The organism is Thermomonas fusca DSM 15424 (assembly GCF_000423885.1).
Lineage (GTDB): Bacteria > Pseudomonadota > Gammaproteobacteria > Xanthomonadales > Xanthomonadaceae > Thermomonas > Thermomonas fusca.
The window spans coordinates 77,699-101,148 of record NZ_AUIV01000013.1 but is presented as its reverse complement, the minus strand read 5'-3'; the positions used below and the strand labels follow the sequence as shown (position 1 = coordinate 101,148).

27 protein-coding genes and 1 pseudogene are annotated in these 23,450 nt (G+C 67.0%); 18 read left to right on the top strand and 10 right to left on the bottom strand.

Features of this window, described 5'->3' with window-relative positions:
- Positions 1 to 161: 161 nt before the first annotated feature.
- Positions 162 to 1,205, bottom strand: a complete 1,044-nt coding sequence (locus tag G582_RS0107820; RefSeq protein ID WP_028839361.1) for a phospholipase D-like domain-containing protein — start codon at positions 1,203 to 1,205, stop codon at positions 162 to 164.
- Positions 1,206 to 1,344: 139 nt separating this feature from the next.
- Between G582_RS0107820 and G582_RS17900 the strand changes: the two genes are divergently transcribed.
- The 3 genes from G582_RS17900 to G582_RS15980 all read left to right on the top strand — a co-directional run bounded on the left by G582_RS17900 (position 1,345) and on the right by G582_RS15980 (position 5,194).
- On the top strand, positions 1,345 to 1,935 hold the full coding sequence (locus G582_RS17900) for a YHS domain-containing protein (RefSeq protein ID WP_248642719.1): 591 nt from the start codon (positions 1,345 to 1,347) through the stop codon (positions 1,933 to 1,935).
- 63 nt (positions 1,936 to 1,998) lie between these two features.
- Positions 1,999 to 4,071: a heavy metal translocating P-type ATPase gene (locus G582_RS15985; protein ID WP_038053351.1), complete on the top strand. Its 2,073-nt coding sequence runs from the start codon at positions 1,999 to 2,001 to the stop codon at positions 4,069 to 4,071.
- 19 nt (positions 4,072 to 4,090) lie between these two features.
- Positions 4,091 to 5,194: a hypothetical protein gene (locus G582_RS15980; protein WP_038053347.1), complete on the top strand. Its 1,104-nt coding sequence runs from the start codon at positions 4,091 to 4,093 to the stop codon at positions 5,192 to 5,194.
- Between the two features lie 36 nt (positions 5,195 to 5,230).
- Here G582_RS15980 and G582_RS0107800 read toward each other — a convergent pair whose 3' ends face one another.
- From G582_RS0107800 to G582_RS0107790, 4 genes are all read right to left on the bottom strand, one after another.
- Complete coding sequence (locus G582_RS0107800; protein ID WP_036196073.1) at positions 5,231 to 6,430, bottom strand: hypothetical protein; 1,200 nt, start codon at positions 6,428 to 6,430, stop codon at positions 5,231 to 5,233.
- A 94-nt stretch (positions 6,431 to 6,524) separates the two neighbouring features.
- Positions 6,525 to 6,800 (bottom strand): GDCCVxC domain-containing (seleno)protein, encoded by a 276-nt coding sequence (locus tag G582_RS18425; protein WP_465251337.1) that lies wholly within the window; start codon positions 6,798 to 6,800, stop codon positions 6,525 to 6,527.
- Positions 6,730 to 7,017 (bottom strand): heavy-metal-associated domain-containing protein, encoded by a 288-nt coding sequence (locus tag G582_RS0107795; RefSeq protein ID WP_017355169.1) that lies wholly within the window; start codon positions 7,015 to 7,017, stop codon positions 6,730 to 6,732. The genes G582_RS18425 and G582_RS0107795 overlap by 71 nt, the downstream gene beginning before the upstream one ends.
- A gap of 8 nt (positions 7,018 to 7,025) precedes the next feature.
- Positions 7,026 to 7,382: a mercuric transporter MerT family protein gene (locus G582_RS0107790; RefSeq protein WP_017355168.1), complete on the bottom strand. Its 357-nt coding sequence runs from the start codon at positions 7,380 to 7,382 to the stop codon at positions 7,026 to 7,028.
- 41 nt (positions 7,383 to 7,423) lie between these two features.
- Between G582_RS0107790 and G582_RS17500 the strand changes: the two genes are divergently transcribed.
- Entirely contained in the window at positions 7,424 to 7,849 is a 426-nt protein-coding gene (locus G582_RS17500; protein ID WP_043766636.1) for a MerR family transcriptional regulator, read from the top strand.
- Positions 7,850 to 7,938: 89 nt separating this feature from the next.
- Here G582_RS17500 and G582_RS0107785 read toward each other — a convergent pair whose 3' ends face one another.
- Positions 7,939 to 8,304, bottom strand: a complete 366-nt coding sequence (locus G582_RS0107785) for an antitoxin Xre/MbcA/ParS toxin-binding domain-containing protein (RefSeq protein ID WP_028839358.1) — start codon at positions 8,302 to 8,304, stop codon at positions 7,939 to 7,941.
- Positions 8,305 to 8,380: 76 nt separating this feature from the next.
- On the opposite strand from G582_RS0107785, the gene G582_RS0107780 reads away from it, so the two are divergent.
- The 3 genes from G582_RS0107780 to G582_RS0107770 all read left to right on the top strand — a co-directional run bounded on the left by G582_RS0107780 (position 8,381) and on the right by G582_RS0107770 (position 12,666).
- Positions 8,381 to 9,529 carry a sensor histidine kinase gene (locus G582_RS0107780; RefSeq protein WP_028839357.1) on the top strand — a complete coding sequence of 383 codons (1,149 nt, stop codon included), beginning with the start codon at positions 8,381 to 8,383 and terminating at the stop codon, positions 9,527 to 9,529.
- 126 nt (positions 9,530 to 9,655) lie between these two features.
- A complete protein-coding gene (locus G582_RS15975; protein ID WP_083961072.1) occupies positions 9,656 to 10,909 on the top strand; it encodes an HD-GYP domain-containing protein in 1,254 nt (417 codons plus the stop codon).
- Positions 10,906 to 12,666, top strand: coding sequence for an EAL domain-containing protein (locus G582_RS0107770; RefSeq protein WP_051246998.1), 1,761 nt, complete (start codon positions 10,906 to 10,908; stop codon positions 12,664 to 12,666). The genes G582_RS15975 and G582_RS0107770 overlap by 4 nt, the downstream gene beginning before the upstream one ends.
- 15 nt (positions 12,667 to 12,681) lie before the next feature.
- Here G582_RS0107770 and G582_RS0107765 read toward each other — a convergent pair whose 3' ends face one another.
- The 4 genes from G582_RS0107765 to G582_RS0107750 form a co-directional block, all read right to left on the bottom strand.
- Positions 12,682 to 13,902, bottom strand: coding sequence for an ATP-binding protein (locus G582_RS0107765; protein ID WP_083961069.1), 1,221 nt, complete (start codon positions 13,900 to 13,902; stop codon positions 12,682 to 12,684).
- The gene (locus G582_RS15970) at positions 13,899 to 14,234 is read right to left on the bottom strand and encodes a flagellar protein FlgN (protein ID WP_156880357.1); all 336 of its coding nucleotides are present in this window, start codon (positions 14,232 to 14,234) and stop codon (positions 13,899 to 13,901) included. Before G582_RS15970 ends, G582_RS0107765 begins: the two co-directional genes overlap by 4 nt.
- Entirely contained in the window at positions 14,231 to 14,542 is a 312-nt protein-coding gene (gene flgM / locus G582_RS0107755; protein WP_028839353.1) for a flagellar biosynthesis anti-sigma factor FlgM, read from the bottom strand. The genes G582_RS15970 and flgM overlap by 4 nt, the downstream gene beginning before the upstream one ends.
- Before the next feature lie 81 nt (positions 14,543 to 14,623).
- A complete protein-coding gene (locus G582_RS0107750; RefSeq protein ID WP_028839352.1) occupies positions 14,624 to 15,127 on the bottom strand; it encodes a flagella basal body P-ring formation protein FlgA in 504 nt (167 codons plus the stop codon).
- Positions 15,128 to 15,217: 90 nt separating this feature from the next.
- Here G582_RS0107750 and G582_RS0107745 point away from each other — a divergent pair, with 90 nt between their 5' ends.
- From G582_RS0107745 to flgJ, 11 genes and pseudogenes are all read left to right on the top strand, one after another.
- Positions 15,218 to 16,138 (top strand): chemotaxis protein, encoded by a 921-nt coding sequence (locus G582_RS0107745; protein ID WP_028839351.1) that lies wholly within the window; start codon positions 15,218 to 15,220, stop codon positions 16,136 to 16,138.
- A 122-nt stretch (positions 16,139 to 16,260) separates the two neighbouring features.
- Positions 16,261 to 16,326 (top strand): annotated as a pseudogene (gene flgB / locus G582_RS18660) (flagellar basal body rod protein FlgB); the annotation flags it as partial.
- Positions 16,321 to 16,623, top strand: a complete 303-nt coding sequence (gene flgB / locus G582_RS0107740) for a flagellar basal body rod protein FlgB (RefSeq protein WP_425472239.1) — start codon at positions 16,321 to 16,323, stop codon at positions 16,621 to 16,623. The pseudogene flgB (G582_RS18660) and the gene flgB (G582_RS0107740), both read left to right, overlap by 6 nt.
- Before the next feature lie 11 nt (positions 16,624 to 16,634).
- Entirely contained in the window at positions 16,635 to 17,042 is a 408-nt protein-coding gene (flgC, locus tag G582_RS0107735) for a flagellar basal body rod protein FlgC (RefSeq protein WP_028839349.1), read from the top strand.
- Positions 17,043 to 17,044: 2 nt separating this feature from the next.
- Positions 17,045 to 17,716 (top strand): flagellar hook assembly protein FlgD, encoded by a 672-nt coding sequence (locus tag G582_RS0107730; RefSeq protein ID WP_028839348.1) that lies wholly within the window; start codon positions 17,045 to 17,047, stop codon positions 17,714 to 17,716.
- A 31-nt stretch (positions 17,717 to 17,747) separates the two neighbouring features.
- Entirely contained in the window at positions 17,748 to 18,965 is a 1,218-nt protein-coding gene (gene flgE / locus G582_RS0107725) for a flagellar hook protein FlgE (protein WP_028839347.1), read from the top strand.
- Positions 18,966 to 19,010: 45 nt separating this feature from the next.
- Positions 19,011 to 19,757: a flagellar basal body rod protein FlgF gene (locus tag G582_RS0107720; protein WP_051246994.1), complete on the top strand. Its 747-nt coding sequence runs from the start codon at positions 19,011 to 19,013 to the stop codon at positions 19,755 to 19,757.
- A 45-nt stretch (positions 19,758 to 19,802) separates the two neighbouring features.
- Complete coding sequence (gene flgG, locus G582_RS0107715; RefSeq protein WP_028839345.1) at positions 19,803 to 20,588, top strand: flagellar basal-body rod protein FlgG; 786 nt, start codon at positions 19,803 to 19,805, stop codon at positions 20,586 to 20,588.
- 8 nt (positions 20,589 to 20,596) lie between these two features.
- On the top strand, positions 20,597 to 21,328 hold the full coding sequence (gene flgH / locus G582_RS0107710) for a flagellar basal body L-ring protein FlgH (RefSeq protein ID WP_028839344.1): 732 nt from the start codon (positions 20,597 to 20,599) through the stop codon (positions 21,326 to 21,328).
- 10 nt (positions 21,329 to 21,338) lie between these two features.
- Positions 21,339 to 22,439, top strand: coding sequence for a flagellar basal body P-ring protein FlgI (locus G582_RS0107705; protein ID WP_028839343.1), 1,101 nt, complete (start codon positions 21,339 to 21,341; stop codon positions 22,437 to 22,439).
- A 33-nt stretch (positions 22,440 to 22,472) separates the two neighbouring features.
- Positions 22,473 to 23,447 carry a flagellar assembly peptidoglycan hydrolase FlgJ gene (flgJ, locus tag G582_RS15965; RefSeq protein ID WP_051246992.1) on the top strand — a complete coding sequence of 325 codons (975 nt, stop codon included), beginning with the start codon at positions 22,473 to 22,475 and terminating at the stop codon, positions 23,445 to 23,447.
- Positions 23,448 to 23,450 lie beyond the last annotated feature (3 nt).

Here is a 23,450-nt window from a genome sequence, read left to right as displayed (position 1 = left end):
CTCACGGGCTTCAGGCAGTGTCAGCGATGACGACGCAATGCCAGCGGGCCGGTTGCGCGACGACACCGGAACGACGGGCAGCCGCGACACAACGGATTCGACGGGGCGCCGCCCCGGCCAAGTCCGCCCCTGCGGTCTTGGCGCACCCACTCCGGGTGTCGTCAGAGCCAGCGGCGTGCCCACCAACCGATCAGTTGGGTAACCGGCGAGTGCCATGGCCTGCGCCGCGACCAGTCTTCGGTGACTTCGGCAGCGTCGTCCAGGTCCAGTAGAAACTGGCCGGCAAGCTGTCCATTCAGCGCCGGTCCGTGTTCGAACAGATTGAGCTCATCGTTGACGAAGAAGCTGCGGTAATCGAAGTTCGCCGTACCCACCGTCGCCCAGTCGTCATCCACCAAAACCGTCTTGGCATGGAGGACGCGGGACTGGTACTCCCAGATCCGTACGCCCGCCGCCCGCAAGCTGCCATAGGCGGCGCGCGCGGCCCACTGGGTGATGGGAACGTCGCTCTTGCCCGGCACCAGCAAGCGCACGTCCAGGCCTCGCCTGGCAGCGTCGCGCAGCGCCGCTTGGCTGTGCTGGTCGGGGACGAAGTAGGGAGTGGTCAGCCAGATCCGGTGACGCGCTGCACGGAACGCATCGGTGAATTCGCAGTGCAATACGTGCCGGCAGCGGCGGTTGCTGTTGGGCACCAGCTGCCGGCCGGAGTGCGTTACCGGTGGCCAAGGCGCGCGCGGGTAGGCATCGAAGTGGCGGATGGCATCCTGCACGAGTTCACACTCGAACCGCAGGTGGGTGTCGCGCCACCGGCCGGGGCCGACGGCGGCGGCCGAACTGTCCCGATGAATGTTGAAGCCGCCCAGATAGGCGGCCGTGTCGTCCACGACCAGCAGTTTGCGGTGGTTGCGCCGATGGTACGCCAACGGCCGCCTCCACGACCAGGGGCGGCTCCAGTGCAGTTGGACCCCGGCGGAGCGCAACGCGGCAAGCCGCGCACTGGAAAGCATGCCCCAGGAGCCGACGGCATCGATGCGCAATCGGACCAGTATTCCGCGCGCGGCCGCACTGGCCAGGAGATCGAGGATCGGGTCTCCGGCCTCATCGTCCGCAAAGATGTAGGACTCCAGACGGATGGTGGAACGGGCCGCCGCGATATCTGCGCGCAGATCGGCGTAGAGCGCGTCGCCCTCAATATAATGTCGCATGGCTCAACGAGCGGACGGACGCGACAGATGCGTGGCCGCCAGCGCAAGTACCTCCTCGTCGATCACAGTGGCCGGTCCTGCTGACCAACCCTTATGGCACACTGCCTTGGCAGCCCCTCTCAATGCAACGAGTACCTGCATGAACTCGCCCTCTTCTCATCATCATCCCCGTGCTGAAGGCGCGAGAACCGCTGTTGAGACGGTGGATGGACGGGTCACCGACCCGGTCTGTGGCATGCAGGTGGATCCCGCCACCACGCCGCATCATGCGACCCACGACGGCGCGGCTTTCCACTTCTGCTCGGAGCGATGCCGCGCGAAGTTCGTGGACGATCCGCAGCGTTGGCTGTCGCCCCGGGACGAGCCCGAGGTGGCACAGCCGGGCGCCATCTATACCTGGCCGATGCACCCTGAAGTCCGGCAAGAGGGTCCTGGCACCTATCCCTTCTGCGGCATGGCGCTGGAAGCGGAGATGCCGAGCCTGGAGGACGATGACAATCCGGAACTGCGCGACTTCTCGCGCCGGTTCTGGGGGACGCTTCCGCTGCCGGTGGTGACGCCATGGTCGCCACCGGCAAGGCGGCACAGCTGGGCGTGTTGTTCCGCGATGCCGAGGCCATCGAGCACAGTGTTCGGTCACATGCCTTTCCTGGCGATCGTGGCTTTTGCTGCTGCGGGATTGCGCTCAATGCGGCTGGTGACGGCCATCGCCAGATCGGGGCACTTGTAGCAGAACACTGATCTATCTCCCCGCTGATGCTCGGTGCATCAGTGCATCCAGGAAGGCAGACCCATGACGCAACACACTCATCATCAAGATCATCAGGCGCATGGCGAGCAACCGCCGCATCCCCCCAAAGGTGCCGATGGCGACGCCCATGCCGGGCACGACAAGCATGCCGGCCACAGCGCGGCGGGCTTCCGCGACAAGTTCTGGCTCACGCTGCTGCTGACCATCCCCACGTTGATCTGGAGCGGGATGATCCAGCATTGGTTCGACTACACCGCACCCCAGTTCCCGGGGTCGGCGTACATCCCGGCGGTGTTCGGCACGATCGTGTACTTCTACGGCGGCTCGCCGTTCGTCCGCGGCGGATACCACGAGCTGAGAAATCGCCTGCCGGGCATGATGACGCTGATCTCGCTTGCGATCACCGTCGCCTTCCTTTACAGCGCGTTGGTCACGCTCGGCGTTGTCGAGGGCTTGGACCTGTGGTGGGAGCTGGCGACGCTGGTGGCGATCATGTTGCTCGGCCACTGGATCGAGATGCGTTCGATCAACCAGGCACAGGGCGCTCTCAAGGAACTCGCGAAGCTGCTGCCTGATATGGCGGTGCGGTTGGATGAGGCCGGTACCGCGAAGGAAGTCCCTGTCGCGGAACTGAAGCGCGGCGACCTGCTGCTCATCAGGCCCGGCGCGAGCATTCCCGCCGACGGCGTCGTGAAGGAAGGGACCAGCGCCGTCAACGAAGCGATGATCACCGGCGAGTCCAAGCCGATGGACAAGTCGGCGGGCGACCGGGTGATCGCCGGCACCGTCAACGGACAAGGCTCGCTGCGGGTCGAAGTGACAGGCACCGGCGACGAGACCGCGCTCGCGGGCATCATGCGGCTTGTCGAGCAGGCCCAAACGTCGCGTTCGCGTGCCCAGGCCCTGGCGGACCGGGCGGCGTTCTACCTCACGATCATCGCCATCGTCTCCGCCGCCATCACCGCCATCGTCTGGCCACTCCTCGGTCGACCGTGGAGCTTCACGATCGAGCGCGTAGTGACCGTGCTCGTGATCGCCTGCCCCCATGCGCTGGGTCTGGCCATCCCGCTGGTGACCGCCATTTCCACCACGATTGGCGCCCGGAACGGCCTGCTCGTGCGCGATCGACGCGGCCTCGAAGAGGCCCGTCTGCTGAACACGGTCGTGTTCGACAAGACAGGTACGCTCACCCTCGGTTCGCACCGCGTCGTGAAGACCACTGCCGCCGATGGACTCACCGACGACGAGGTGCTTCGCGTGGCCGCGTCGGTCCAGCGCGACGCTGAACATCCGATCGCGCAGGCGCTGATGACCAGCGCCAAGGAACATGGCATCGACGTTCCGATGTCGCAGGACTTCGAGTCCATGCCGGGACGCGGCGTGCGCGCAGTCGTCGAGGAGCGCTCGCTTCACGTTGGCGGGCCGGGTCTGTTGAGAATGCTCGCGGTCGAACCGCCGGAGACGCTTCGGCGGGCTGCCGAATCAGCGGCAGCCGATGGTCAATCTGCAACCTACCTGGTGGAAGGCGACCGGGTGCTCGCCGTATTTGCGATCGCGGATGCCATCCGTCCCGAATCGTTCGACGCGGTCAAGCGGCTGCACGACGAAGGACTGGAGGTTGTCCTGCTGACGGGTGATTCCACGGCGGTCGCAAACGCGGTCGCGAAGGAACTCAACATCGACACCGTCTTCGCCGAGGTATTGCCCGAGGACAAGGTGGCGAAGATCGAGGAGCTGCAGGCCCAGGGCAAGCGCGTCGCGATGGTGGGTGACGGTGTCAATGACGCTCCGGCGCTGCTCACGTCCGACGTCGGCATCGCCATCGGCACAGGGACGGACGTCGCGGTCGAGGCCGGCGACGTCGTACTCGTGCGCAGCGACCCGCGCGACGTGCCAGCGATCATCGAATTGAGCAAGGCCACCTATCGCAAGATGATCCAGAACCTGTGGTGGGCCGCCGGCTACAACATCGTCGCCATCCCTCTCGCCGCTGGCGTTCTCGCCGCATGGGGGATCCTGCTGCAACCTGCGCTTGGGGCAGTGCTCATGTCGCTGAGCACCGTCGTTGTGGCAATCAATGCGCAGTTGTTGCGCCGGGCGGTGCGGTCCCCATGAACATGATTCGGGGACACCTGTGACCACGCGCCGGCTTCTTGCACTCAACGTTGGCTCGTCCACCCTCAAGGGCGCGTCCTATCTGTTCAACACTGAGGGACACGGCGCGCAGTCTCGTCTGCTCGAGCGCTCCCGGGCCGAAATTCCAGTCGGCGTGGATGCGCAGGAGCGCCTTGCCACCCTGCTCGAGGCATTGTCGGAGCCGTGGCCCAGCCCCGACGTGGTGGTGCACCGAATCGTACATGGCGGTGACCTGCACGACGCCCGCGAGCTCGACGAAACCGTGCTCGCGAAACTGGATGCATTGGTGCCGTTCGCACCCTTGCACCAGCCGGTAGCCCTCGCTTTCGCGCGTGCCGCGCGCATGCGTTGGCCGCACGCGCGCCAAGGCGTGGCCTTCGACACCGACTTCCACGCGTCGCTCGCGCCCTGGAGCCGGCGCTTGCCTGTCCCTGAAGCATGGGATGCGCTGGGCATCCGCCGCTACGGTTTCCATGGACTCGCCTTTGCCTCCGCGCTCCGCATATTGGCCAGCCACGACGCTGGAATCCTGAAGGGCCGCGCTGTCTTCGCGCATCTGGGGGGTGGCTGCAGCGTCTGCGCCGTCGAGGGCGGCCGCAGCCGCGACACCACCATGGCGCTCACTCCGCTGGGTGGAATCCCGAGCCCTACCCGCTCCGGAGATCTCGATCCCGGCGCGTTGCTGTATCTGCTGAGGCATGAACGCCTGGATGCGCAGGCGCTTGAAAACGGCCTGTACCGCAGTGCAGGCCTTGCCGGAATCGCCGGCCATGGCGACATGCGCGTGTTGCTGACGGATCCCGGCCCGCAGGCCCAGCTTGCCGTGGAGCTCTTTGCAGTCCGGATTGCGCAGTCCATCGCGGCCATGGCCACGGCAATTGGCGGTCTCGACCATGTCGTCTTTTCCGGCGGCATCGGCCATCGCGCGCCGGTTTTGCGGGCTCGCATCGTCGCGCGACTGGCCTGGCTCGGCCTGGCGCTGGCACCTGACGTCAACGATGCTGGAGCCACGCGGATCGACCGCGGCGGCGGGCCGAGCATATGGAACGTCGCGATCGATGAGGAACGCGAACTGGCTGAATCGGCACTCGCCTGGCTGTAGCCACGACACGCCCCAAGGGTCGGCTCCGGTGGGGAATCACTCCTCGATCCGTGACGACGTGAGCACCGCTGCGAATCCACCACCGGGGGTGCGCATGTTCGTGGTCTGGCCCTGGTACAGCCTGGCCGCGAACAACAGGACACCCGCCTCGGACGCGAAGCAGCGCACATCCGCCTTGAGGGACTGGCCCCCATGCACGATCCGCATGCTCGGTGGCGCGAAGGCCTGTGCGATGTAGGTCGCCGACGCCATAGACGCCCAAGTCCGCCGGGTCAACTTGTCGCCCCGATAACTCCCACGGCTGCCAAACCCTGCTGCAGGCTTGAAGAAATATCCGTTGCGCACTGCCCACAACGCATCCCGGTTCGCGGGCACGAGTTCGACCGTGGGCGGGATCACCTGGCCCAGCAGTGCCGTCGAACCCGCATCGACCCCGAACCCGCCGAGCAGAGCCGGGTCCCCGAGCACCGCAAGGTTGCGCTTGTCGGCAAACAGCGCGTGTGCTCGGGGATGCGGCATCAGCGCGACGTCCCCTGCCAGGTAAGCCTCACGAATGTCTGCATGCGAGGCATCCTCGAGCGCGAAATCGGTCAACCGGTTGTAGACAGTGTCGATTCGACCGTGGGCATCCTCAAGCCCGTCCGAACCAAACGACAAATCCTCGGGAGCGCTGATCACGCAGTCCACGCCATGGTCCCGAAACGCGTTCGCGTACAGCTCAAACTCGGGGTAAAGGAACTGCGCTCGCGGAGTGCTGTCCACGATGGCCAGGCGCGACGGCGTGCGCCCGGATTGCTGCCGAGCATCCTCCATCCAGGCCGTGACGGCCGCATCACGCGCTTGGGCCGCGTTGGTCCAGGTGGCCCATGCTGGCGGCGCGCAAGACCGCACGGCATCGAGCAACAAGGCATTGAGGAGCAGACCGCCTGGATTGGTGTTGACCTCGATCAGCCGCGGCCCATCGACCGTCAGGTGAAAGTCCAGACCCAGGACGCCCCCCGCCGAACCCGGATCATGGGTTGCAATGTCAGGGGCCCATTGCAGGACCCGTTGGCTATATCCCGGGTTTCCTGCGACGTCGAAGACCGCCGCCGCGACTCGTCCCATGGCCTCCAACGCGGGCCGATCAACGAACAAGGCATAGGGTGAAAATAAGTGCGCGTGTACGGCGGGATCAGTCGTGAACTCCGGAAAGGCACCCCGGATCGACTCGTGCAGACGGAGGATGTCGACCACTTCGCATGCACACCGCTGGTTGAGCGGCGCGCTTTCCAGGGTGGCACAGTCGATCTCGCAGCCTGTCTGTCCAACTATTATCGGAGTCCGCGGTTCAACCACAACAGGGATTGTTCTGTTGGATCGGTGGACATGGCACTGTTCCGAACGAGCAGAACACACAGCAGTCGCCTTGATGCGGACGCAAAACCGCTCCACAGCCCGTGCACTCATAGAAGAATTGACACGCTGTGATGGGCATTGTCTCGGTCGCCCGATGGCCGCACTCCGGGCAGGTCAAGATGCTTTCCAGCTTGACGTCACTCACCGCCAGTCCGCACCTTGGCCGGGAAGCCTGCTTCCGTGACTGCACGCGCGATTCCGGCTGCATCCGTCTGGCTCGATTCGAACGTCACCGTGACTGTTTCAGCCCGGGTGTCCACCTTCACATCGGCCACGCCCGGCACCTTCTCCAGCGCCTTCCTGATGGTGATGCCGCAGGCGGGACAGGTCATGTTCTCAGCATCGAGCATCACTACGGTTGCGGGCGTCGCAAGAGCGGCACCGACCGACAGAGCAGCCACCAGGGCCAGTATCCACTTGTGCATCGCGCCTCCTACAGAATCCAGACGATGTAATAGGGAAACAGCAGCAACAGGACGATGAGGGCTGTCGCCAACCAGAGCCAACGTCGCCTGCGTCGCAGAGCGTCCGGGGCGATGCAACTGCCATCCACACCGCACCGTGCCGCCGGTCGATACAGCATCCAAAACGCCACGGCCAAGGACAGTACGGCGGCGGCGCTGAACCAGGGCCTCAAGGGATCGAGAGCTGTCAGGGTGCCGATCCAGGCGCCACTGATGCCCAGCAGGACCAGCACCAGCGGCACGACGCAGCAGACCGATGCGCCAATGGCGGCGATGCTCGCGCCAACGATGGCTGGAACAGACGATTTGGCCGGGGTTGTTTGCATCAGAGCATACTAGCCTCTGTACCTAGGTACGGAGTCAAGCCGTGCGTCCGAACACGTTTACGATCAGCCGGCTGGCGGCGGCGGCCGATGTGCACGTCGAAACCGTGCGCTACTACCAGCGACGTAGGCTGCTGCGTCAACCCGAGCGACCCATAGGAGGCGTGCGTCGTTACGACGAAAACGATGTCAATCGGCTTCAGTTCATCCGGCGCGCTCAGATGATGGGATTCAGCCTCGACGAGATCGCTGGCCTGCTAGAGATCACAGGCGAACGTTCTTGCGAGCAGACCCGTCAGCTGACCGAGCGAAAGCTCGTCGATGTCCGTCTACGAATCCGCGAGCTGCGACAGCTGGAGAGGGATCTCGAACAGAAAATAGCGCGGTGCGCCCAAGTGCCGGCGGGAGAGTGCTGCCCAACCCTCGATTTTCTGGAGCGGCCAAGAAAGCCAGCTGCGACAGGCAGTTAGCTCACTTTCGGCCCGTTTTTACACGAATCCCTGCCGACCCTCATCTACACACCAATGTCTCCGATGGCTCACCAAGCCGCCCTGCGCGACTAACCTAGTTGCTCATCCAGATATTTTCGCAAAGCGGCCAATCCATCGACGCCCTCTTCCGCTACAAAGTTGATCGCGGATCGCCCGGCAAATAGCGGCGCACTGTTTGGGCGGATCATCCAACTGTCAGCCTGGTGTTCATTGGGGAAGATGGTGTGCAGGGCCTTATAGATGCCAAGAAAGTAGCTGATGCGGACGAGTACATCACGAGGCATCTCTGCAAAGTCGCCGTCTAGCAATGAATCTAGAGCCTGTTGATCTTGGCAGCCCAACAGTAAGCACTGTTGGGCGTGGGATATTTGCCACTTTTCGGCTATGCGGAAAAACGTCCGGAGGCCGGGGCCCAACAGCCCTTGCTCGGTCATAGAACGGCTGCCACTGGATCGACCAGTCTTTCGTAGACATCCAGCCACCCTTACCCAACCGGCGTATGGTGCCGAGATGATGCATGACTTCCTCATCGCGAATCGGACCGAGCTGATCGCCAGATGCAGGGCGAAGGTGGCCAAGCGCGCATCGCCGGGTATGCTCGAGGAAGAGCTGCAACACGGCGTCACCGTCTTCTTGGACCAGCTCATCAAAACGTTGGCGGTCGAACGCTTCGTGGACACGTCCCGCAGCCGTAAGATCTCCGGGCGTGCGGGCGGCGGCAAGCCGGCATTGTCGGGGATCGGCGAATCGGCGGCCTTGCACGGCAAGGAGCTGCTGCAGCATGGCTTCACGGTCGAGGAAGTCGTCCACGACTATGGCGACCTCTGCCAGGCCATCACCGACTTGGCATTCGAGCGAGGTGCGGCCATCGGCGTCGATGAGTTCAGGACGCTCAACCGGTGCCTGGACAACGCCATCGCCACGGCGGTGACCGAGTTCGGCTATCAGCATGACTTCGTCATGGCGGGCCTGCAGGCCGACGCATTGAACGAGCGATTGGGATTCTTCGCCCATGAGTTGCGCAACCTGCTGTGCACCGCAACGCTTGCACTATCGATCATCAAGGAAGGCAATGTCGGCCTGACCGGTGCCACCGGTGGCGTGCTTGACCGCGCCCTGATCGGCCTTGCCAACCTCATTGGTCGCTCCTTGGCCGACGTCCGCGCCACCGCTGACATGGAGGTACAGCATCGGCTGTTCTCGCTGGCCGACTTCATCGCCGAGATCAAGTTGTCGGCGACGCTGGAGGCGAAGGTCAAGGGGTGCGTGCTGACGGTATCGCACGTCGATCCGTTACTGGCGGTTGATGCGGACCGGGACTTGCTGCTGTCGGCAACGGGAAACCTGTTGCAAAACGCGTTCAAGTTCTCCCACGCGCATAGCGAGGTCACCCTCAATGCCTATTCCTCGGCCGACCGGATCCTGATTGACGTCGAGGACCATTGCGGCGGCCTGCCGCCCGGCGCCGCGGAGCGCATGTTCAACTCCTTCACTCAGATGGGCGCCGACACCAGCGGACTAGGGTTGGGCCTGTCCATTTCACGACGTAGCGTCGAATCGAACCACGGCATCCTCAGTGTACGCGACATACCCGGCACGGGCTGCGTATTCACCATCGATCTACCACGTCATGCGTTGGTGACAGGGGTTCTATCCTGAAGTTTAATTTCAACGACGGCGATGGTCTGGAAGAAACGTCACCCCAGCCACATGTCGACACGTTCCGTCGCTTTCTCACCCGCTATAGACTGGTTCACTGAAAAGCTCAGGGCGAGAAACGCCACGATGTCATCCATCCGACGCATCCCGGCGGCGAGCCTGCGCACCGGCATGTATCTGCACAAGATCGGGGGCTCCTGGCTCAGTCATCCGTTCCTGCGCAACAGTTTCCTGCTGGAGAACCCGGAGGATGTCCGGCGCATCGTCGAGGCCGGCATCGAGAGCGTGTGGGTGGACGAATCCCGGGGCGATGCGCTGCAGGATGCGGAAGGCATCGGCGAAGCCCCGTGCGCCAATGCCACGGACGAAGATCCGGCCCGAGCGGCGCTCCCCGGTGCCGACGCGCAGGCGCCCGCCTTCACCACCCGCCCGCGGACTCTGCTTGCGGATGTTTCGATGGAAGCCGAGCTGGCGCGGGCGCGCAACATCTGCCTGGCCGGCAAGGCGCAGGTCGCGGAAATGTTCGCCGAGCTACGGTTGGGCAAGACCGTCAGCCAGGAGTCCGTGCTGCCGCTGGTGGATGAGATCGCGTCCTCGGTGTATCGCAACCCGGCCGCGCTGATCAGCGTGGCGCGGCTGAAGACCCACGACGATTACACCTACCTGCATTCGGTGGCGGTGTCCGCACTGATGCTGGCGCTGGCCCGCCAGTTGAAGCTGGACGAACGGCTGGTGCGCATCGCCGGGATCGGCGGGCTGATGCACGACCTTGGCAAGGCGTTCATGCCGCTGGAGATCCTCAACAAGCCGGGGCGCCTGACCGACGAGGAGTTCGCAATCATGAAGCAGCACTCCGGCGCGGGCGCGCAGGCGTTGCAGGAAGGCGGCTGCGAACCCGACGTGGTCGACATCGTCCTGCATCACCACGAACGCATGGACGGGCGCGGGTATCCGCACGGCCTGCGCGAAGACGAGATCTCGCTGCTGGCGCGGATGGGTGCGGTATGCGATGTCTATGACGCAGTGACGTCGGTGCGCCCGTACAAGCGGCCGTGGGACCCGGCGATGGCGATGCGCGAGATGGCGCGCTGGGACGGGCATTTCGACACCCGCGTATTCAACGCGTTCGTCAAATCGGTGGGCATCTATCCGGTCGGCTCGCTGGTCAGGCTGTCTTCCGAGCGGCTGGCGGTGATCCTGGAACCGGGCGTCGATTCGCTGCTAAGGCCCATCGTGAGCGCGTTCTACTCGATCCGTTCGCGCGAGAAGATCCTGCCGCAGACCCTCGATCTGGCGGCACCGGATTGCCGCGACAGCATCGTCTCGCCGGAAAGCCCGGAACAATGGGGACTGGGCAACCTCGAGGCACTGTGGCTGTGAGCAGTCTGCTGCCGGCGGACGGAACCATGGGTGGCAAGTCGCCGCAGGCCGAAATCTATCGCCTGGGCGCCAGCGGCCCCAGCCTGAATTCGGTGCTCGCCTCGGTGGACGGCATCACCCGCAGGCTCGCCCTGCTCCATATCGACGTCGATGGCATCGGCACCATCAACGCCACCCTTGGCGAAAACATCGTCGAGCAGGCGCTGCGCGTGGCCGCCCGCCGGCTGGTGCAGGCGGTGCCGGACGACGCCTGGCTGTGGCGTCTGGGCAGCGAGGAGTTCGTCGCCGCGATCGCCTATCGCGACGGCGACAGCGACGGCGAGACGCTGGCCGAACGGCTGCGCGAGGCGTTCGACGCGCCGGTGCAGGTGCCGCCATTCGTGCTCGACGTGACCCTGTCGATCGGCATCGCCGTCTATCCCGACCACGCCCATGACGCCGCCGCGCTGCTGGTTGCGGCCGAGCAGACACTGCGCCGCGCCAAGCGCAGCGGTCCCGGCGGCCAGGCGATCTACGTGCCCGATGTGCCGCTGGATCCGGCCAACGATCCCGGCCGCGAACACTCGGGCCACCGCTTCGTGGACGCCATCGCGCAGAGCGAATTCCGGCTGTATTACCAGCCGGTGGTCAGCGCGCAGGACGGCAGCATCGTTGCCTGCAGTTCGCTGCTGCGCTGGCACAACACCCAGGAAGGCGTGCTGCGCGCAAACCGCATCCTGCCGGCGGTGGAGCGCGCAGGCCTGGCCGGCGCGGTAGGCCTGTGGACGATCGAAACCGCGATCGGGCAGGTGCAGCGCTGGCGCGGCATGGGCATCGACTATCTCAATGCCTCGGTGCCGCTGGAAGGCGCGCTGCTCAGCCGCGGCGAATGCCTGGACCTGATCGGCGAGCTGCTGCACCGCTACGACGTGGCCGGCGCGGCGATCGAATTCGAAGTCTCCGAATCGGTGCTGACGCTGGATGCGCCGCACGTGGCGGCCAATCTGGCCGGGCTGCGCGCGATGGGCGCGGTGCTCACCCTCGGCGACTTCGGTATGCGCGGGCTGAGCCTGGCCACGCTGGCGCAGTTCCCGCTGGACCGGCTCAAGATCGACCGCAGCCTCCTGCGCAACATCACCACCAACCCACGCAGCGCGGCGCTGGTGCGCGGCATCATCGCGATGGGCCACCAGCTGGGCATGACGCTGGTGGCAAAGGGGGTGGAAACCGACGCCGAGCTGGGCTTCCTGCGGCGCAATCACTGCGACTTCTTCCAGGGCTATCTGTTCAGCCCGCCGCTGCCCGGCACCGACATCGACGAACTGCTGCGCCAGCGCTTCCTGCTGCCGCATGTGTTCCAGGACAGCGTGTCGATGCAGCCCACCCGCACCCTGCTGCTGCTGGACGACGAGGAGAACGTGCTGCGCTCGCTGGTGCGGCTGCTGCGTCGCGACGGCTATCGCCTGCTGGCGGCGAACAGCGTCAGCGAGGCCTTCGACCTGCTGGCACGCAACGACGTGCAGGTGGTGCTGTCCGACCAGCGCATGCCGGACATGAGCGGCACCGAATTCCTGGCCCGCGTGCGCGACCTCTACCCGGATACCGTGCGGTTGGCGCTGTCCGGCTATACCGACCTGGAAACGATCAGCCAGGCGATCAACCAGGATGCGGCCTACCGTTTCCTGATCAAGCCCTGGGACGATGCCGACCTGCGCGAACACGTGCGCGCGGCGTTCCGGCTGGTGGAACAGCGCGGCAACGGCGGCCACCGCGAATAGCGCGGGCCGCTGGGCTCAGGCTGTTGGCGCCGGCGGCTCGGCGCGCGGCTGGCGGATCGGCAGGACCACCCGGAAGGTACTGCCCTGCCCCACCCGGCTGGACACGTCGATGCGGCCGTGGTGCTTGGCGATGATGCCGTAGGAAATCGCCAGCCCCAGCCCGGTGCCGCGACCGATCGGCTTGGTGGTGAAGAACGGATCGAACAGGTGCGGCAACGCCTCCGGCGGGATGCCGCAGCCGCTGTCGGTGATGCTGATCCAAGCTTCCTGGTCGTCGCAGCCGCTGGCCAGCTCGATGGTGCCGCGCTGTTCGATGGCCTGGCCGGCATTGAGCAGCAGGTTCAGGAACACCTGGTTGATTTCCGAGGCCAGGCATTCCACCGGCGGCAGGCTGCCGTAGTGTTTTTCCAGCCGGATCTTGTACTTGAGGTCGTTCCAGACGATGTTGAGGGTGGAATCCAAGCCCTGCAGCAGGTCGGCCGGCTGCATCTTCTGGTCACGGCCCACCCGCGAGAAATCCTTCAGGTCCTGCACGATCTTGGTCACGCGCTCGATGCCTTCGCGCGATTCCTTCAGCAGGTTGGGCAAGTCGCCGACGATGTAGTCGATGTCCAGCCGCTGGCGCGCCTGCAGCAGTTCGTCGCGGCGCGCGCCCGGGTCTTCCGAGAACATCGCCTCGTGGTATTTCTGCACCAGCGCCAGCAGCGCGGTGGAATAGTCCTGCAGGGTGCCGAGGTTGGAGCCGACGTAGCCGATCGGGTTGTTGATCTCGTGGGCCACGCCGGCCGCGAGCTGGCCGATCGAGGCCATCTTCTCCGACTGCAGCAGCTGTTCCTGGGTGCTAGCCAGGCGGTCGACCGTGCGCTGCAATTCTTCGTATTGCCGCTGCCGCTCGCCGCGTTCGCTGATGTCCAGCACCACCATGAAGCAGTGCGCGCTGTTCGGGGCATGGCCGCAATGGATCTCCAGCGACAGTGGCGATGCCGACTGCGGGCGCACCGCGCCCTGCCAATGGCCGCGGCGCAGCGATTCGGCCCAGTCTTCGTCGGACATCATCGCCACCAGCGATTCCGGACCGCTGCCGGGCGCCAATTTCTCGGCCAACACCAGCGCCGCCGGGTTGGCGGCATGCACGGTCCGGTCGCCGTCAAGGAACAGCACGGCGAATTTCACCGTGCTGGCGGCCCAGATGGCGTCGTCGCTCCACAGGGAGGACGGCGCGGCGTCCATGTTCATCCGCTGCCCAGCCACCGGGACTGGGTTTGCGCGCTGGCGTAGCCGGCGCCGTTGTAGACGCCATTGGCCTCGCTGCGGCCAAGGTGCCGCAGCGTCCACGCCACCTCGCGGCGGCGACGCGCCAGCAGCACCGCGTTGGCGCGGTTGAGTTCGTGCAGCTCGGAGACGCGGGCCATGTCGTCGGCGCCGGCGCTGCGCTCGGCGTCGGCCAGCGCTTCCAGCTTGGCCTGGGTGGAGCGCAGCAGCGCGTCCACGTCGTGCTCCAGCAGGGCGCGACGTTCGGCCTGCAAGGCCGATTCGAGCGCGTCCAGCGGATGCACGGCCAAACTCATCCCAGCAGCTCGCGTTCCAGCGCCAGCAGGCGGCTGGCGATTTCCTGCGGGTTGATCTCGTAGGTACCCGAGTCGATGGCGTTGCGGATCTCCTCGATCCGCGCCATGTCGGGCTTGCCGGGCGAGGCCAGGTCGCGTGCCATCGCCTTCAGGCCCACCGCCTGGCCGGTCAGGCGCAGGCTGTCCACGGGTGGAGTTGCAGCGACCGCCGCACCCCGCGCCCCGCCGGCACGCACCGGGCCGGAATCATTGACAGTCGCGGCCTCCACGGGTTTCGCCGGCAGCCCGCCTTCGATTTTCGTGGTCATGGGAATGTGACTCCGGTCAAGTGGCTCGCAAGTTCTATCGGCAGGGCAGCGTGCGACTTTAGGGGAATATCGGAATAATTTTCAATTGACCACTTCCACCGTCCCGTCGGCCGCCAGGCGGCCGCGGATGATCCGGTGCGAACTGTCGTTCTCGACGTTCAGGATACCGCCCGCGCGGGCCTGCCCCAGCGCCTTGCCGCCCATCCGCACCTCCGTGCCGCCGAGGCTGGCACGCAGCACCACCGGGTCGCCCCGCTTGACCATGACGGCCAGCGCCGGGTTCTCTTCAGCCGCCCGCGCTGGCTGCGCCATGGCGCCCAGCCGCAGCGGCACGAACAGCCGCCAGCCGGGGCTGTCCGGGCAGCGCACGTCGGCCACCGTGGGGCTGCTGGCGCTGGCTGTCAGCGGCTGGCGGCAGGCCGGCAACCGCAGCCCCGGGGCCACCATCGCCTGTGCCGAGGCGTCCGCCTGCAGCGCCGAGATCGCGGCGTCGCGGATCGGTTGCAGCGGCTGCACGTCCTGCGCCGCGACCGCCGCGGTGGCGGCCAGCAGCAGGCAGGCGAGGAACTGGCGGGGACGATCCATCGGGCTTTCTCGCAAACACGGTATTCCCGCAGCCGGACGCAAGAAGCATGCCGGACTCAAGCTGGCGCATTCCGGGCCGACAACGGCGTCATGCAACGCAACCAACTGCTCGATCGCATCGACCAACGCATCCGCCTGGCTGGCCATAACCGGTTGGCCCTGCTGTTGTTCCGCCTCGGCGGGCGTCAGCTTTTTGGCGTGAATGTCTTCAAGGTGCAGGAAGTCCTGCCGCGCCCGGCGCTGTTCACCATGCCGCAGCTGCCTGCAGGGTTCCTCGGCGCCGCCGATATCCGTGGCCGCAGCGTGCCGGTGCTGGACCTGGCCAGCGCCATCGGCCAGCCCGCCGACGGCCCCGCCAACTATCTGGTGGTGACCGAGTTCAACCGCAGCGTGCAGGGCTTCCTGGTGTCGGCGGTGGACCGCATCGTCAATGTCGCGGTGGAAGACGTGCAGCCGCCGCCGGAGCTGGGCGGCGATCCGCACTACCTGACCGGCGTGACCCGCTATCACGACGAGCTGATCCAGCTGGTGGACGTGGAAAGCGTGCTGGCCGAAGCGCTGCCGCCGCCGGCCAGCAAGGTCCGGGTCGCCCCGATCGCCCATGCCGGCAACCGCGAGGTGCTGGTGGTCGACGACTCGCGGGTGGCGCGCAACCAGATCCGCCACGTGCTGGACCAGCTGGGCCTCGGCTGCACCCAGCTGTCCGATGGCAAGCAGGCGCTGGATCACCTCAAGCAGATGGTGGCGTCCGGGCAGGATCCGGTGCAGCGCTACGGCATGGTCATCTCCGATATCGAGATGCCGGCGATGGACGGCTACACGCTGACGTCGGAAATCCGTCGCGACCCGGCGCTGAGCGGCCTGTACGTGCTCCTGCACACCTCGCTGTCGGGTGTGTTCAACCATGCGATGGTCGAACGGGTGGGCGCGGACGACTTCGTGCCAAAGTACTCGCAGCAGGAGCTGGCCGACCGGATCACCAGCAGGCTTGCGGAAGTTTCTCGGAACTGATTTTCAAGCCATTGTTTTTCATTGATTTTTATCTGAACTGACGGCGCGGACATTCGCCCCTGGTGGGGCGATGGCACACGCGTTGCATCGGCTCATGCGGACAAACCCCCTCGGAGGGGCGCATGAGCGATTTCCTTGGCATCCACGGTACTGCGCTGGCGCTGCGTGAGCAGCGGCTGCAGGTGCTCGCTTCCAATCTGGCCAACGCCGATACCCCCGGCTTCCAGGCCCGCGACCTGGACTTCAGCACCGCCCTGCAGGCGGCGCTGTCGCCGGCCACCGGCGAGGGCGTCGATGCCCTGAGGGCAGCCGCGGACCAGGCCACCTACGCGCGCCCCGGCGTCCAGCCCAGCATGGACGGCAACACCGTGGACACCCAGCGCGAGCAGGCCACCTACGCCCAGGCCGCGCTGGAATACCGCGCCTCCATGGCCTTCGTCGAATCCAAGGTGAGAACCATGCTCACCGCCATCACCGGCCAGTAAGGGGGCATGCCATGAGCAACCTGCCGATTTTCGACGTCGCCGGCTCCGCCATGCAGGCGCAGTCGGTGCGCCTGAGCACCGTGGCCAGCAACCTGGCCAATGCCAATACCGTGGCCGGCACCGCGGAGGGCGCCTACCGCGCCAAGCAGCCGGTGTTTTCCGCCGAGCCGCTGGCGGCAGACCCGGCGCTGGCCGGGGTACAGGTGCTGGAAGTGCGCGAAAGCGACGCCGCTCCGATCCGCCGCTACGACCCCGGCAACCCGCTGGCCGACCCGCAGGGCTATGTCTATGCCCCCGACGTGGACCCGGTGGCGCAGATGGTGGACATGATCTCCGCCTCGCGCAGTTACCAGGCCAACGTGGAGGTCTTCAACAGCGCCAAGGAATTGGCCGTCGCCACCCTCAACATGGGCCGCTGAACATGAGTACCGTGACTCCCGCAACGGGCAACGACAGCGCCTACGCGCAGTACGCCTTCCCGACCGCCAGCAATGGCAAGACCGACAGCATGGGTCAGGCCGACTTCCTGCGCCTGATGACCGAGCAGATGAAGAACCAGGACCCGCTGAACCCGCTCAAGGGCAACGAGTTCCTGGGCCAGCTGGCGCAGTTCTCCACCGTGCAGGGCATCGAGAACATGCAGCAGGCGATGTCCGCCATGGCCAGCGTGATGGAAAACGACCAGTCGCTGCGCGCCGCCAGCCTGGTCGGCCGCGACGCGCTGGTGGAAGTGGACAAGGTGAGCCTGGCCGAGGGCGCGGGCGCCAGCGGCGAGATCGTCGCCACCCACGCCGGCCCGGTGCAGCTGGAAGTCGTGGGTGCCGGTGGCCAGGTCGTGCGCCGAATCAGTGTCGAAGCCGCCGGCGCCGGCCCGGTGCAGTTCGCCTGGGACGGCAAGGACAGCGACGGCGACGCGCTGCCCGCCGGCACCTACACCTTCCGCGCCAGCAGCGGCAGCGGCGATGCCAGCGAAGCGCTGGGCGTGCGGATGGCCGCACGCATCGACAGCGTTTCGATCGAGCCGACCGGGCTGGTCCTGAACCTCGCCGGCCTCGGCAGCATCCCCCTGTCTTCCGTCCGTCGCATCGGCTGACCGCCGTCCAACCCTTTCCAAGGAGCGCACCATGAGCTTTCGCATCTCCGTCAGCGGCATGAACGCCGCCAGCCAGGACCTCAACGTCACCTCGAACAACATCGCCAACGTCAACACCACCGGCTTCAAGCAGTCGCGCGCGGAGTTCGGCGATCTGTTCGCGGTATCGGCCTACGGCCTGTCCAGCGCCGCCACCGGCGCCGGCGTACGCATGCAGGCGGTGGCCCAGCAGTTCGACCAGGGCAACATCGACTTCACCGGCCGCGCGCTGGACATGGCCATTTCCGGGCAGGGCTTCTTCACACTCACCAACAACGGCGCAACGGTCTACTCGCGCGCCGGCAACTTCGGCGCCGACCGCGAGGGTTACGTGGTCAACCCCGCTGGCCATCGCCTGCAGGTGTTCCTGCCGAACACCGCAGGCGGCTTCGACACCGGCCGCATGGGCGACCTGCAGCTGCCCACCGGCGACGCGCCGCCCGCCGCCACCGGCAACGTCACCGTGGAAACCAACCTGCCCGCCGCGGCCACCGCGCCCACGGTCACGCCGTTCGATCCGCTGGATCCCAACAGCTACAACCACACCACCGCCGTGACGGTGTACGACTCGCTGGGCGCCGCGCACAGCCAGTCGCTGTATTTCGTCAAGACCGCCAACCCCAACGAGTGGCAGGTGCATACCCTGGTCGACGGCAACGCGGTGGGCGGCCCGCAGACCCTGCAGTACTCCGACACCGGCGCGCTCACCTCGCCCTCGCCGGGCCAGATCAGCCTGCCCGCCTACGCCACCACCAACGGCTCGGCGCCGCTGAACCTGGTGCTGGACCTGGGCCGCTCCACCCAGTACGGCGACAAGTTCAGCGTGTTGGGGCTGACCCAGGACGGCCATACCACCGGCCGCCTGACCGGCGTGGAGACCTCCCCCGAAGGCGTGGTGTCGGCGCGCTACACCAACGGCGTGGTGCAGCCGCTGGGCCAGGTGGCGATGACCAACTTCGTCAATCCGCAGGGGCTGCAGTCGCTTGGCGACAACGTCTGGGCCGAAACCTACAACTCCGGCGAGCCGCGCCGCGGCCAGGCCAGCACCGCCGACTTCGGCATGGTCCAGGGCGGCGGCCTCGAAGCCTCCAACGTGGACCTGACCGAGCAGCTGGTGAACATGATCACCGCGCAGCGCAACTTCCAGGCCAACGCGCAGATGATCCAGACCCAGGACCAGATCACCCAGACGGTGATCAACATCCGCTGATGAACCGCCCCGCCCCCGCCACCGCGGGGGCGACCGGAGGCTGCCATGACCGACCGAGCCCTTTACGTTGCGATGACCGGTGCCAGCGCCATGCTGCGCGGCCAGGCCACCGTGGCCAACAACCTCGCCAATGCCGACCGGGTGGGTTTCCAGGCCACCCTGGAAGCCACCGCGGCCAAGCCCATCGAAGGCCCGGGCTATCCCTCGCGTGTGGCCACCGAAGCGCGCACGCTGGGCATCGACGCCCGCATGGGCGCGATCCGGCAGACCGGCAACCCGCTCGACATCGCCCTGCACCAGGAGCGCTGGCTGGCGGTGCAGGACGGCAACGGCGCCACCGCCTACACCCGCGCCGGCGACCTCACCATCAATGCCAACGGCCTGCTGTCCACCGCCAGCGGCCAGCTGGTGCTGGGCGCGGACGGCGCGCCGCTGGCGATCCCGCCCAGCCAGAGTCTGGACATCGCCGGCGACGGCACCATTTCCATTGTTCCGCAGGGCCAGCCGCCCTCCACCATCGCCGAGGCGGGTCGCCTGCAGCTGGTGACGGCCAAGACCACCGAACTGGAACGCGGCGACGACGGCCTGCTGCGCCCACGCACCGGATTCACCCCGCAGCCGGCCACCGGGGCGTCGCTGACCTCCGGGACGCTGGAGGACAGCAATGTCCGCCCGGCCGATGCGCTGGTGTCGATGATCGAACTGGCGCGCAAGTTCGAAATGCAGGTACAGCTCTTGCAGCGTGCAGACGAGAACGCGCGCGCCAGTGCTTCGCTGGTGTCGATGCGCTGACCGCAGCGCCTTGCATCCCCGAATTGAATTGAAAGGACACACGCCATGACCCAGTCCCTGTGGATCGCCAAGACCGGCCTCGATGCCCAGCAGACCAAGATGGCGGTGATTTCCAACAATCTCGCCAACACCAACACCACCGGCTTCAAGCGTGACCGCGCCAGCTTCGAAGACCTGCTGTACCAGACCATCCGCCAGCCGGGCGGCGCCACGTCCGAGCAGACCCAGCTGCCCACCGGCCTGCAGATCGGTACCGGCGTGCGGGTGGCGGCCACCGCCAAGCAGTTCGCCCAAGGCAGTCTGAACCAGACCGGCAACGCGCTGGACACCGCCATCAACGGCCGCGGCTTCTTCGAAGTGCTGATGCCCGACGGCAGCTCCGCCTACACCCGCGACGGCAGCTTCCAGATCAATGCGCAGGGCGAAGTGGTGACCAATGAAGGCTACCCGGTGCAGCCGGGCCTGCAGCTGCCGGAAGGTGCGCAGAGCGTCACCATCGGCGCCGACGGCACGGTCAGCGTGCAGCTGGCCGGACAGGCGCAGCCGGTGCAGATCGGCGCGCTGACCCTGGCGGACTTCGTCAACCCGGCCGGCCTGCAGGCGCTGGGCGAGAACCTGTTTGCCGAAACCGGCGCCAGCGGCCCGGCGCAGACCGGCGGCCCCGGCACCGGCGGCCTTGGCCGGCTGATCCAGGGCGCGCTGGAAGCCTCCAACGTCAACGTGGTGGAAGAGCTGGTGTCGATGATCGAAACCCAGCGCGCCTACGAAACCAACGCCAAGGCGATCTCCACCACCGACCAGATGCTGGCGTTCCTGAACAACAACGTGTGAGTACCGCCATGAGCCGCGCCGCCCTCCTCGCCCGCACCGCCATGCTGGCTGCCGCCGTTTTCGGCCTGTCGGCCTGCGCTACGGCCAACCGGCTGCAGGGCGACGTGCGTCCGTTCGACGCCCCGGTCGCGCAGTACGCGGAACCGGCGCCGCAGCCGGTGCGCGCCGCGCCCAGTCCGGGCGACGGCGGCGGCTCGATCTATGCCGGCCGCAGCGGCAAGCCGATGCGCCTGTTCCAGGACAACAAGGCCAGCGACATCGGCGACCTGCTGACCATCGTGCTGGTGGAAAGCACCAGCGCCACCACCAAGGCCAATACCGCGGTCACCAAGAAGAGCGGCGTCGACATGGCGGCGCCGACCCTCGCCGGCCAGCAGGTCACGCTGAACGGCAAGTCCCTGCTGTCGGCCTCGGTGGAAGGCGGGCGCGACTTCGCCGGCAACGGCAACAGCGCGCAGAGCAACCAGCTGCAAGGCCAGCTGACCGTGCGGGTGGTGCAGGACCTCGGCAACGGCAACCTGCTGGTGCGTGGCGACAAGCAGCTGCGCCTGAACCAGGGCGACGAGCTGGTGCAGGTGCAGGGCATCGTCCGCCGCGCCGACATCGGCTCCGACAACCGGGTGACCTCCGACCGCGTGGCCGACGCCCGCATCGTCTACGGCGGCCGCGGCACCCTCGCCCGCTCCAACGCGATGGGCTGGCTGGGCCGCTTCTTCAACTCCGCGCTGTTCCCCTACTGAGGCGGCCCCGATGAAACGTATTGCAATCGCGGTTGCCGCCCTGCTGTTCACGCTGGCGGTGGCGCCACCGGCGCAGGCCGAACGCGTCAAGGATCTGGCGCAGGTGGCCGGCGTGCGCGGCAACCCGCTGATCGGTTACGGCCTGGTGGTGGGCCTGGATGGCAGCGGCGATCGCACCAGCCAGACGCCCTTCACCGTGCAGAGCCTGCGCACCATGCTGGACCAGCTGGGCGTGTCGATCCCGCCCAACGTCAATCCGCAGCTCAAGAACGTGGCCGCGGTGGCCGTGCATGCCGAACTGCCGGCGTTCGCCAAGCCCGGCCAGCCGATCGACGTGACCGTGTCCTCGATCGGCAACGCCGGCTCGCTGCGCGGCGGCAGCCTGCTGATGACCCAACTCAAGGGCGCCGACGGCGAGGTCTACGCGATCGCCCAGGGCAGCCTGGTGGTCAGCGGCTTCGGTGCCTCCGGGCGCGACGGCTCGCGGATCTCGGTCAACGCGCCCAACGGTGGGCGGATTCCGTCCGGGGCCATCGTCGAGCGTTCGGTGCCCGCCTCGAACACCGGCGACAAAGTCGTGCTGAACCTGCACGAAGCCGACTTCACCACCGCCTCGCGGATCGTGTCGGCGGTCAATCGCAGCTTCGGCGCCGCCAGCGCCCGCGCGCTCGACGGCGTAACCATCGAGATCGCGCCGCCGGCCGGCGACCGCGTGAGTTTCCTGGCCGCACTGGAATCCCTGGACGTGGATCCCGGCACCGCCGCCGCCAAGGTCATCGTCAACGCCCGCTCCGGCACCGTGGTGATGGGCGGCCAGGTCAGCGTACTGCCGGCGGCGGTCGCGCACGGCTCGCTCACCGTCACCATCACCGAAGCCACCCAGGTCAGCCAGCCGGAGCCGTTCGGCCGCGGCAGCACCGTGGTGGCACCGCAGTCCACCGTCAGCGCGGAGGCCGAGGGCAGCCACATGGTGCTGTTCAAGGGCGGCACCTCGCTGGAGGAGATCGTGCGTGCGGTGAATGCGGTCGGCGCGGCGCCGGGCGACATCGTGGCCATCCTCGAGGCGCTCAAGCAGGCCGGGGCCCTGCGCGCCGAGCTGGAAGTGATCTGATGCCGATGGCATGCCGTTTGCATCCATCCTGACATGCGCCTGCCCGTCGCCACCGCCTTCCCCCTGCAACGCCCCGAGGCGACCCCGCGCGCCCGCGTGGAGGAAGCCGCGCGCGGGCTGGAGAGCCAGTTCGCCCAGATGCTGATCAAGAGCATGCGCAGCGCGACGCCGGGCGACCCGTTCGGCGGCGACAACAGCTATCGCGACATGTACGACCAGGCCCTGGCGAAGGAATTGACCAAGGGTCGCGGGCTGGGCCTGCAGCCGATGATCGTGGGCCAGCTGTCCGGCGCCACCGCCACCCCGGCACCGCCGGTTGGCGGGCTGCCGCTGCGCCAGCCGAATGCGCCGATGGCGCTGCCCGCGGCCGACACTCCCTCCGGGCTGCCGCTGCCGGCCGGCCTGCGCGGCAGCTCCCTGTCGCTGGCCCCCGCCAGCAGCGGCACCTCCCTGCAGGCGATGGCGATGCCGCCGCGCCCGCCGCTGGCCGCCGCGGTCATCAGCTGCGACGAGAACGCGCCGCTGGACTGCAGCAGCCCCGAAGCCTTCGCCCGTTCGGTCTGGCCGCATGCGCGCAAGGCCGCCGAGGAGTTGGGCGTGCCGGCCAAGGCGCTGGTGGCGCAGGCCGCGCTGGAAACCGGCTGGGGCCGTCGCCTGGCCGGGCGCGAAGGCGTCACCTCGCACAATCTGTTCGGCATCAAGGCCGGCGGCAGCTGGCGCGGCGGCAAGGTCGAAACCGCCACCCACGAATACGTCAACGGCCAGCGGGTCAACGAACGCGCCGCGTTTCGCAGCTACGGCAGCCCGGCCGACAGCTTCGCCGACTACACCCGGCTGCTGAAGAACCCGCGCTATGCCGACGCGCGCGGGACCGGCGGCGACGTCCATCATTTCGCGAAGGCGCTGCAGCGCGCCGGCTACGCCACCGACCCGGCCTACGCGGCCAAGATCGTGGCGATTGCCGACGGCGCTACCATGCGTCGTGCGCTGGCCGGACTGGAGGGTTAAACG

What these genes read in the sequence shown, in the direction of transcription:
- G582_RS0107820 (WP_028839361.1), bottom strand. Translation starts at nt 1,205, where the DNA reads ATGCGACATTATATTGAGGGCGACGCGCTCTACGCCGATCTGCGCGCA.
- G582_RS17900 (WP_248642719.1), top strand. Translation starts at nt 1,345, where the DNA reads ATGAACTCGCCCTCTTCTCATCATCATCCCCGTGCTGAAGGCGCGAGA.
- G582_RS15985 (WP_038053351.1), top strand. Translation starts at nt 1,999, where the DNA reads ATGACGCAACACACTCATCATCAAGATCATCAGGCGCATGGCGAGCAA.
- G582_RS18425 (WP_465251337.1), bottom strand. Translation starts at nt 6,800, where the DNA reads ATGCAGCCGGAATCGCGCGTGCAGTCACGGAAGCAGGCTTCCCGGCCA.
- G582_RS0107795 (WP_017355169.1), bottom strand. Translation starts at nt 7,017, where the DNA reads ATGCACAAGTGGATACTGGCCCTGGTGGCTGCTCTGTCGGTCGGTGCC.
- G582_RS0107790 (WP_017355168.1), bottom strand. Translation starts at nt 7,382, where the DNA reads ATGCAAACAACCCCGGCCAAATCGTCTGTTCCAGCCATCGTTGGCGCG.
- G582_RS0107785 (WP_028839358.1), bottom strand. Translation starts at nt 8,304, where the DNA reads ATGACCGAGCAAGGGCTGTTGGGCCCCGGCCTCCGGACGTTTTTCCGC.
- G582_RS0107780 (WP_028839357.1), top strand. Translation starts at nt 8,381, where the DNA reads ATGATGCATGACTTCCTCATCGCGAATCGGACCGAGCTGATCGCCAGA.
- G582_RS15975 (WP_083961072.1), top strand. Translation starts at nt 9,656, where the DNA reads ATGTCATCCATCCGACGCATCCCGGCGGCGAGCCTGCGCACCGGCATG.
- G582_RS0107765 (WP_083961069.1), bottom strand. Translation starts at nt 13,902, where the DNA reads ATGAACATGGACGCCGCGCCGTCCTCCCTGTGGAGCGACGACGCCATC.
- G582_RS15970 (WP_156880357.1), bottom strand. Translation starts at nt 14,234, where the DNA reads ATGAGTTTGGCCGTGCATCCGCTGGACGCGCTCGAATCGGCCTTGCAG.
- flgM (WP_028839353.1), bottom strand. Translation starts at nt 14,542, where the DNA reads ATGACCACGAAAATCGAAGGCGGGCTGCCGGCGAAACCCGTGGAGGCC.
- G582_RS0107750 (WP_028839352.1), bottom strand. Translation starts at nt 15,127, where the DNA reads ATGGATCGTCCCCGCCAGTTCCTCGCCTGCCTGCTGCTGGCCGCCACC.
- G582_RS0107745 (WP_028839351.1), top strand. Translation starts at nt 15,218, where the DNA reads ATGCAACGCAACCAACTGCTCGATCGCATCGACCAACGCATCCGCCTG.
- flgC (WP_028839349.1), top strand. Translation starts at nt 16,635, where the DNA reads ATGAGCAACCTGCCGATTTTCGACGTCGCCGGCTCCGCCATGCAGGCG.
- G582_RS0107730 (WP_028839348.1), top strand. Translation starts at nt 17,045, where the DNA reads ATGAGTACCGTGACTCCCGCAACGGGCAACGACAGCGCCTACGCGCAG.
- flgE (WP_028839347.1), top strand. Translation starts at nt 17,748, where the DNA reads ATGAGCTTTCGCATCTCCGTCAGCGGCATGAACGCCGCCAGCCAGGAC.
- G582_RS0107720 (WP_051246994.1), top strand. Translation starts at nt 19,011, where the DNA reads ATGACCGACCGAGCCCTTTACGTTGCGATGACCGGTGCCAGCGCCATG.
- flgG (WP_028839345.1), top strand. Translation starts at nt 19,803, where the DNA reads ATGACCCAGTCCCTGTGGATCGCCAAGACCGGCCTCGATGCCCAGCAG.
- flgH (WP_028839344.1), top strand. Translation starts at nt 20,597, where the DNA reads ATGAGCCGCGCCGCCCTCCTCGCCCGCACCGCCATGCTGGCTGCCGCC.
- G582_RS0107705 (WP_028839343.1), top strand. Translation starts at nt 21,339, where the DNA reads ATGAAACGTATTGCAATCGCGGTTGCCGCCCTGCTGTTCACGCTGGCG.
- flgJ (WP_051246992.1), top strand. Translation starts at nt 22,473, where the DNA reads ATGCGCCTGCCCGTCGCCACCGCCTTCCCCCTGCAACGCCCCGAGGCG.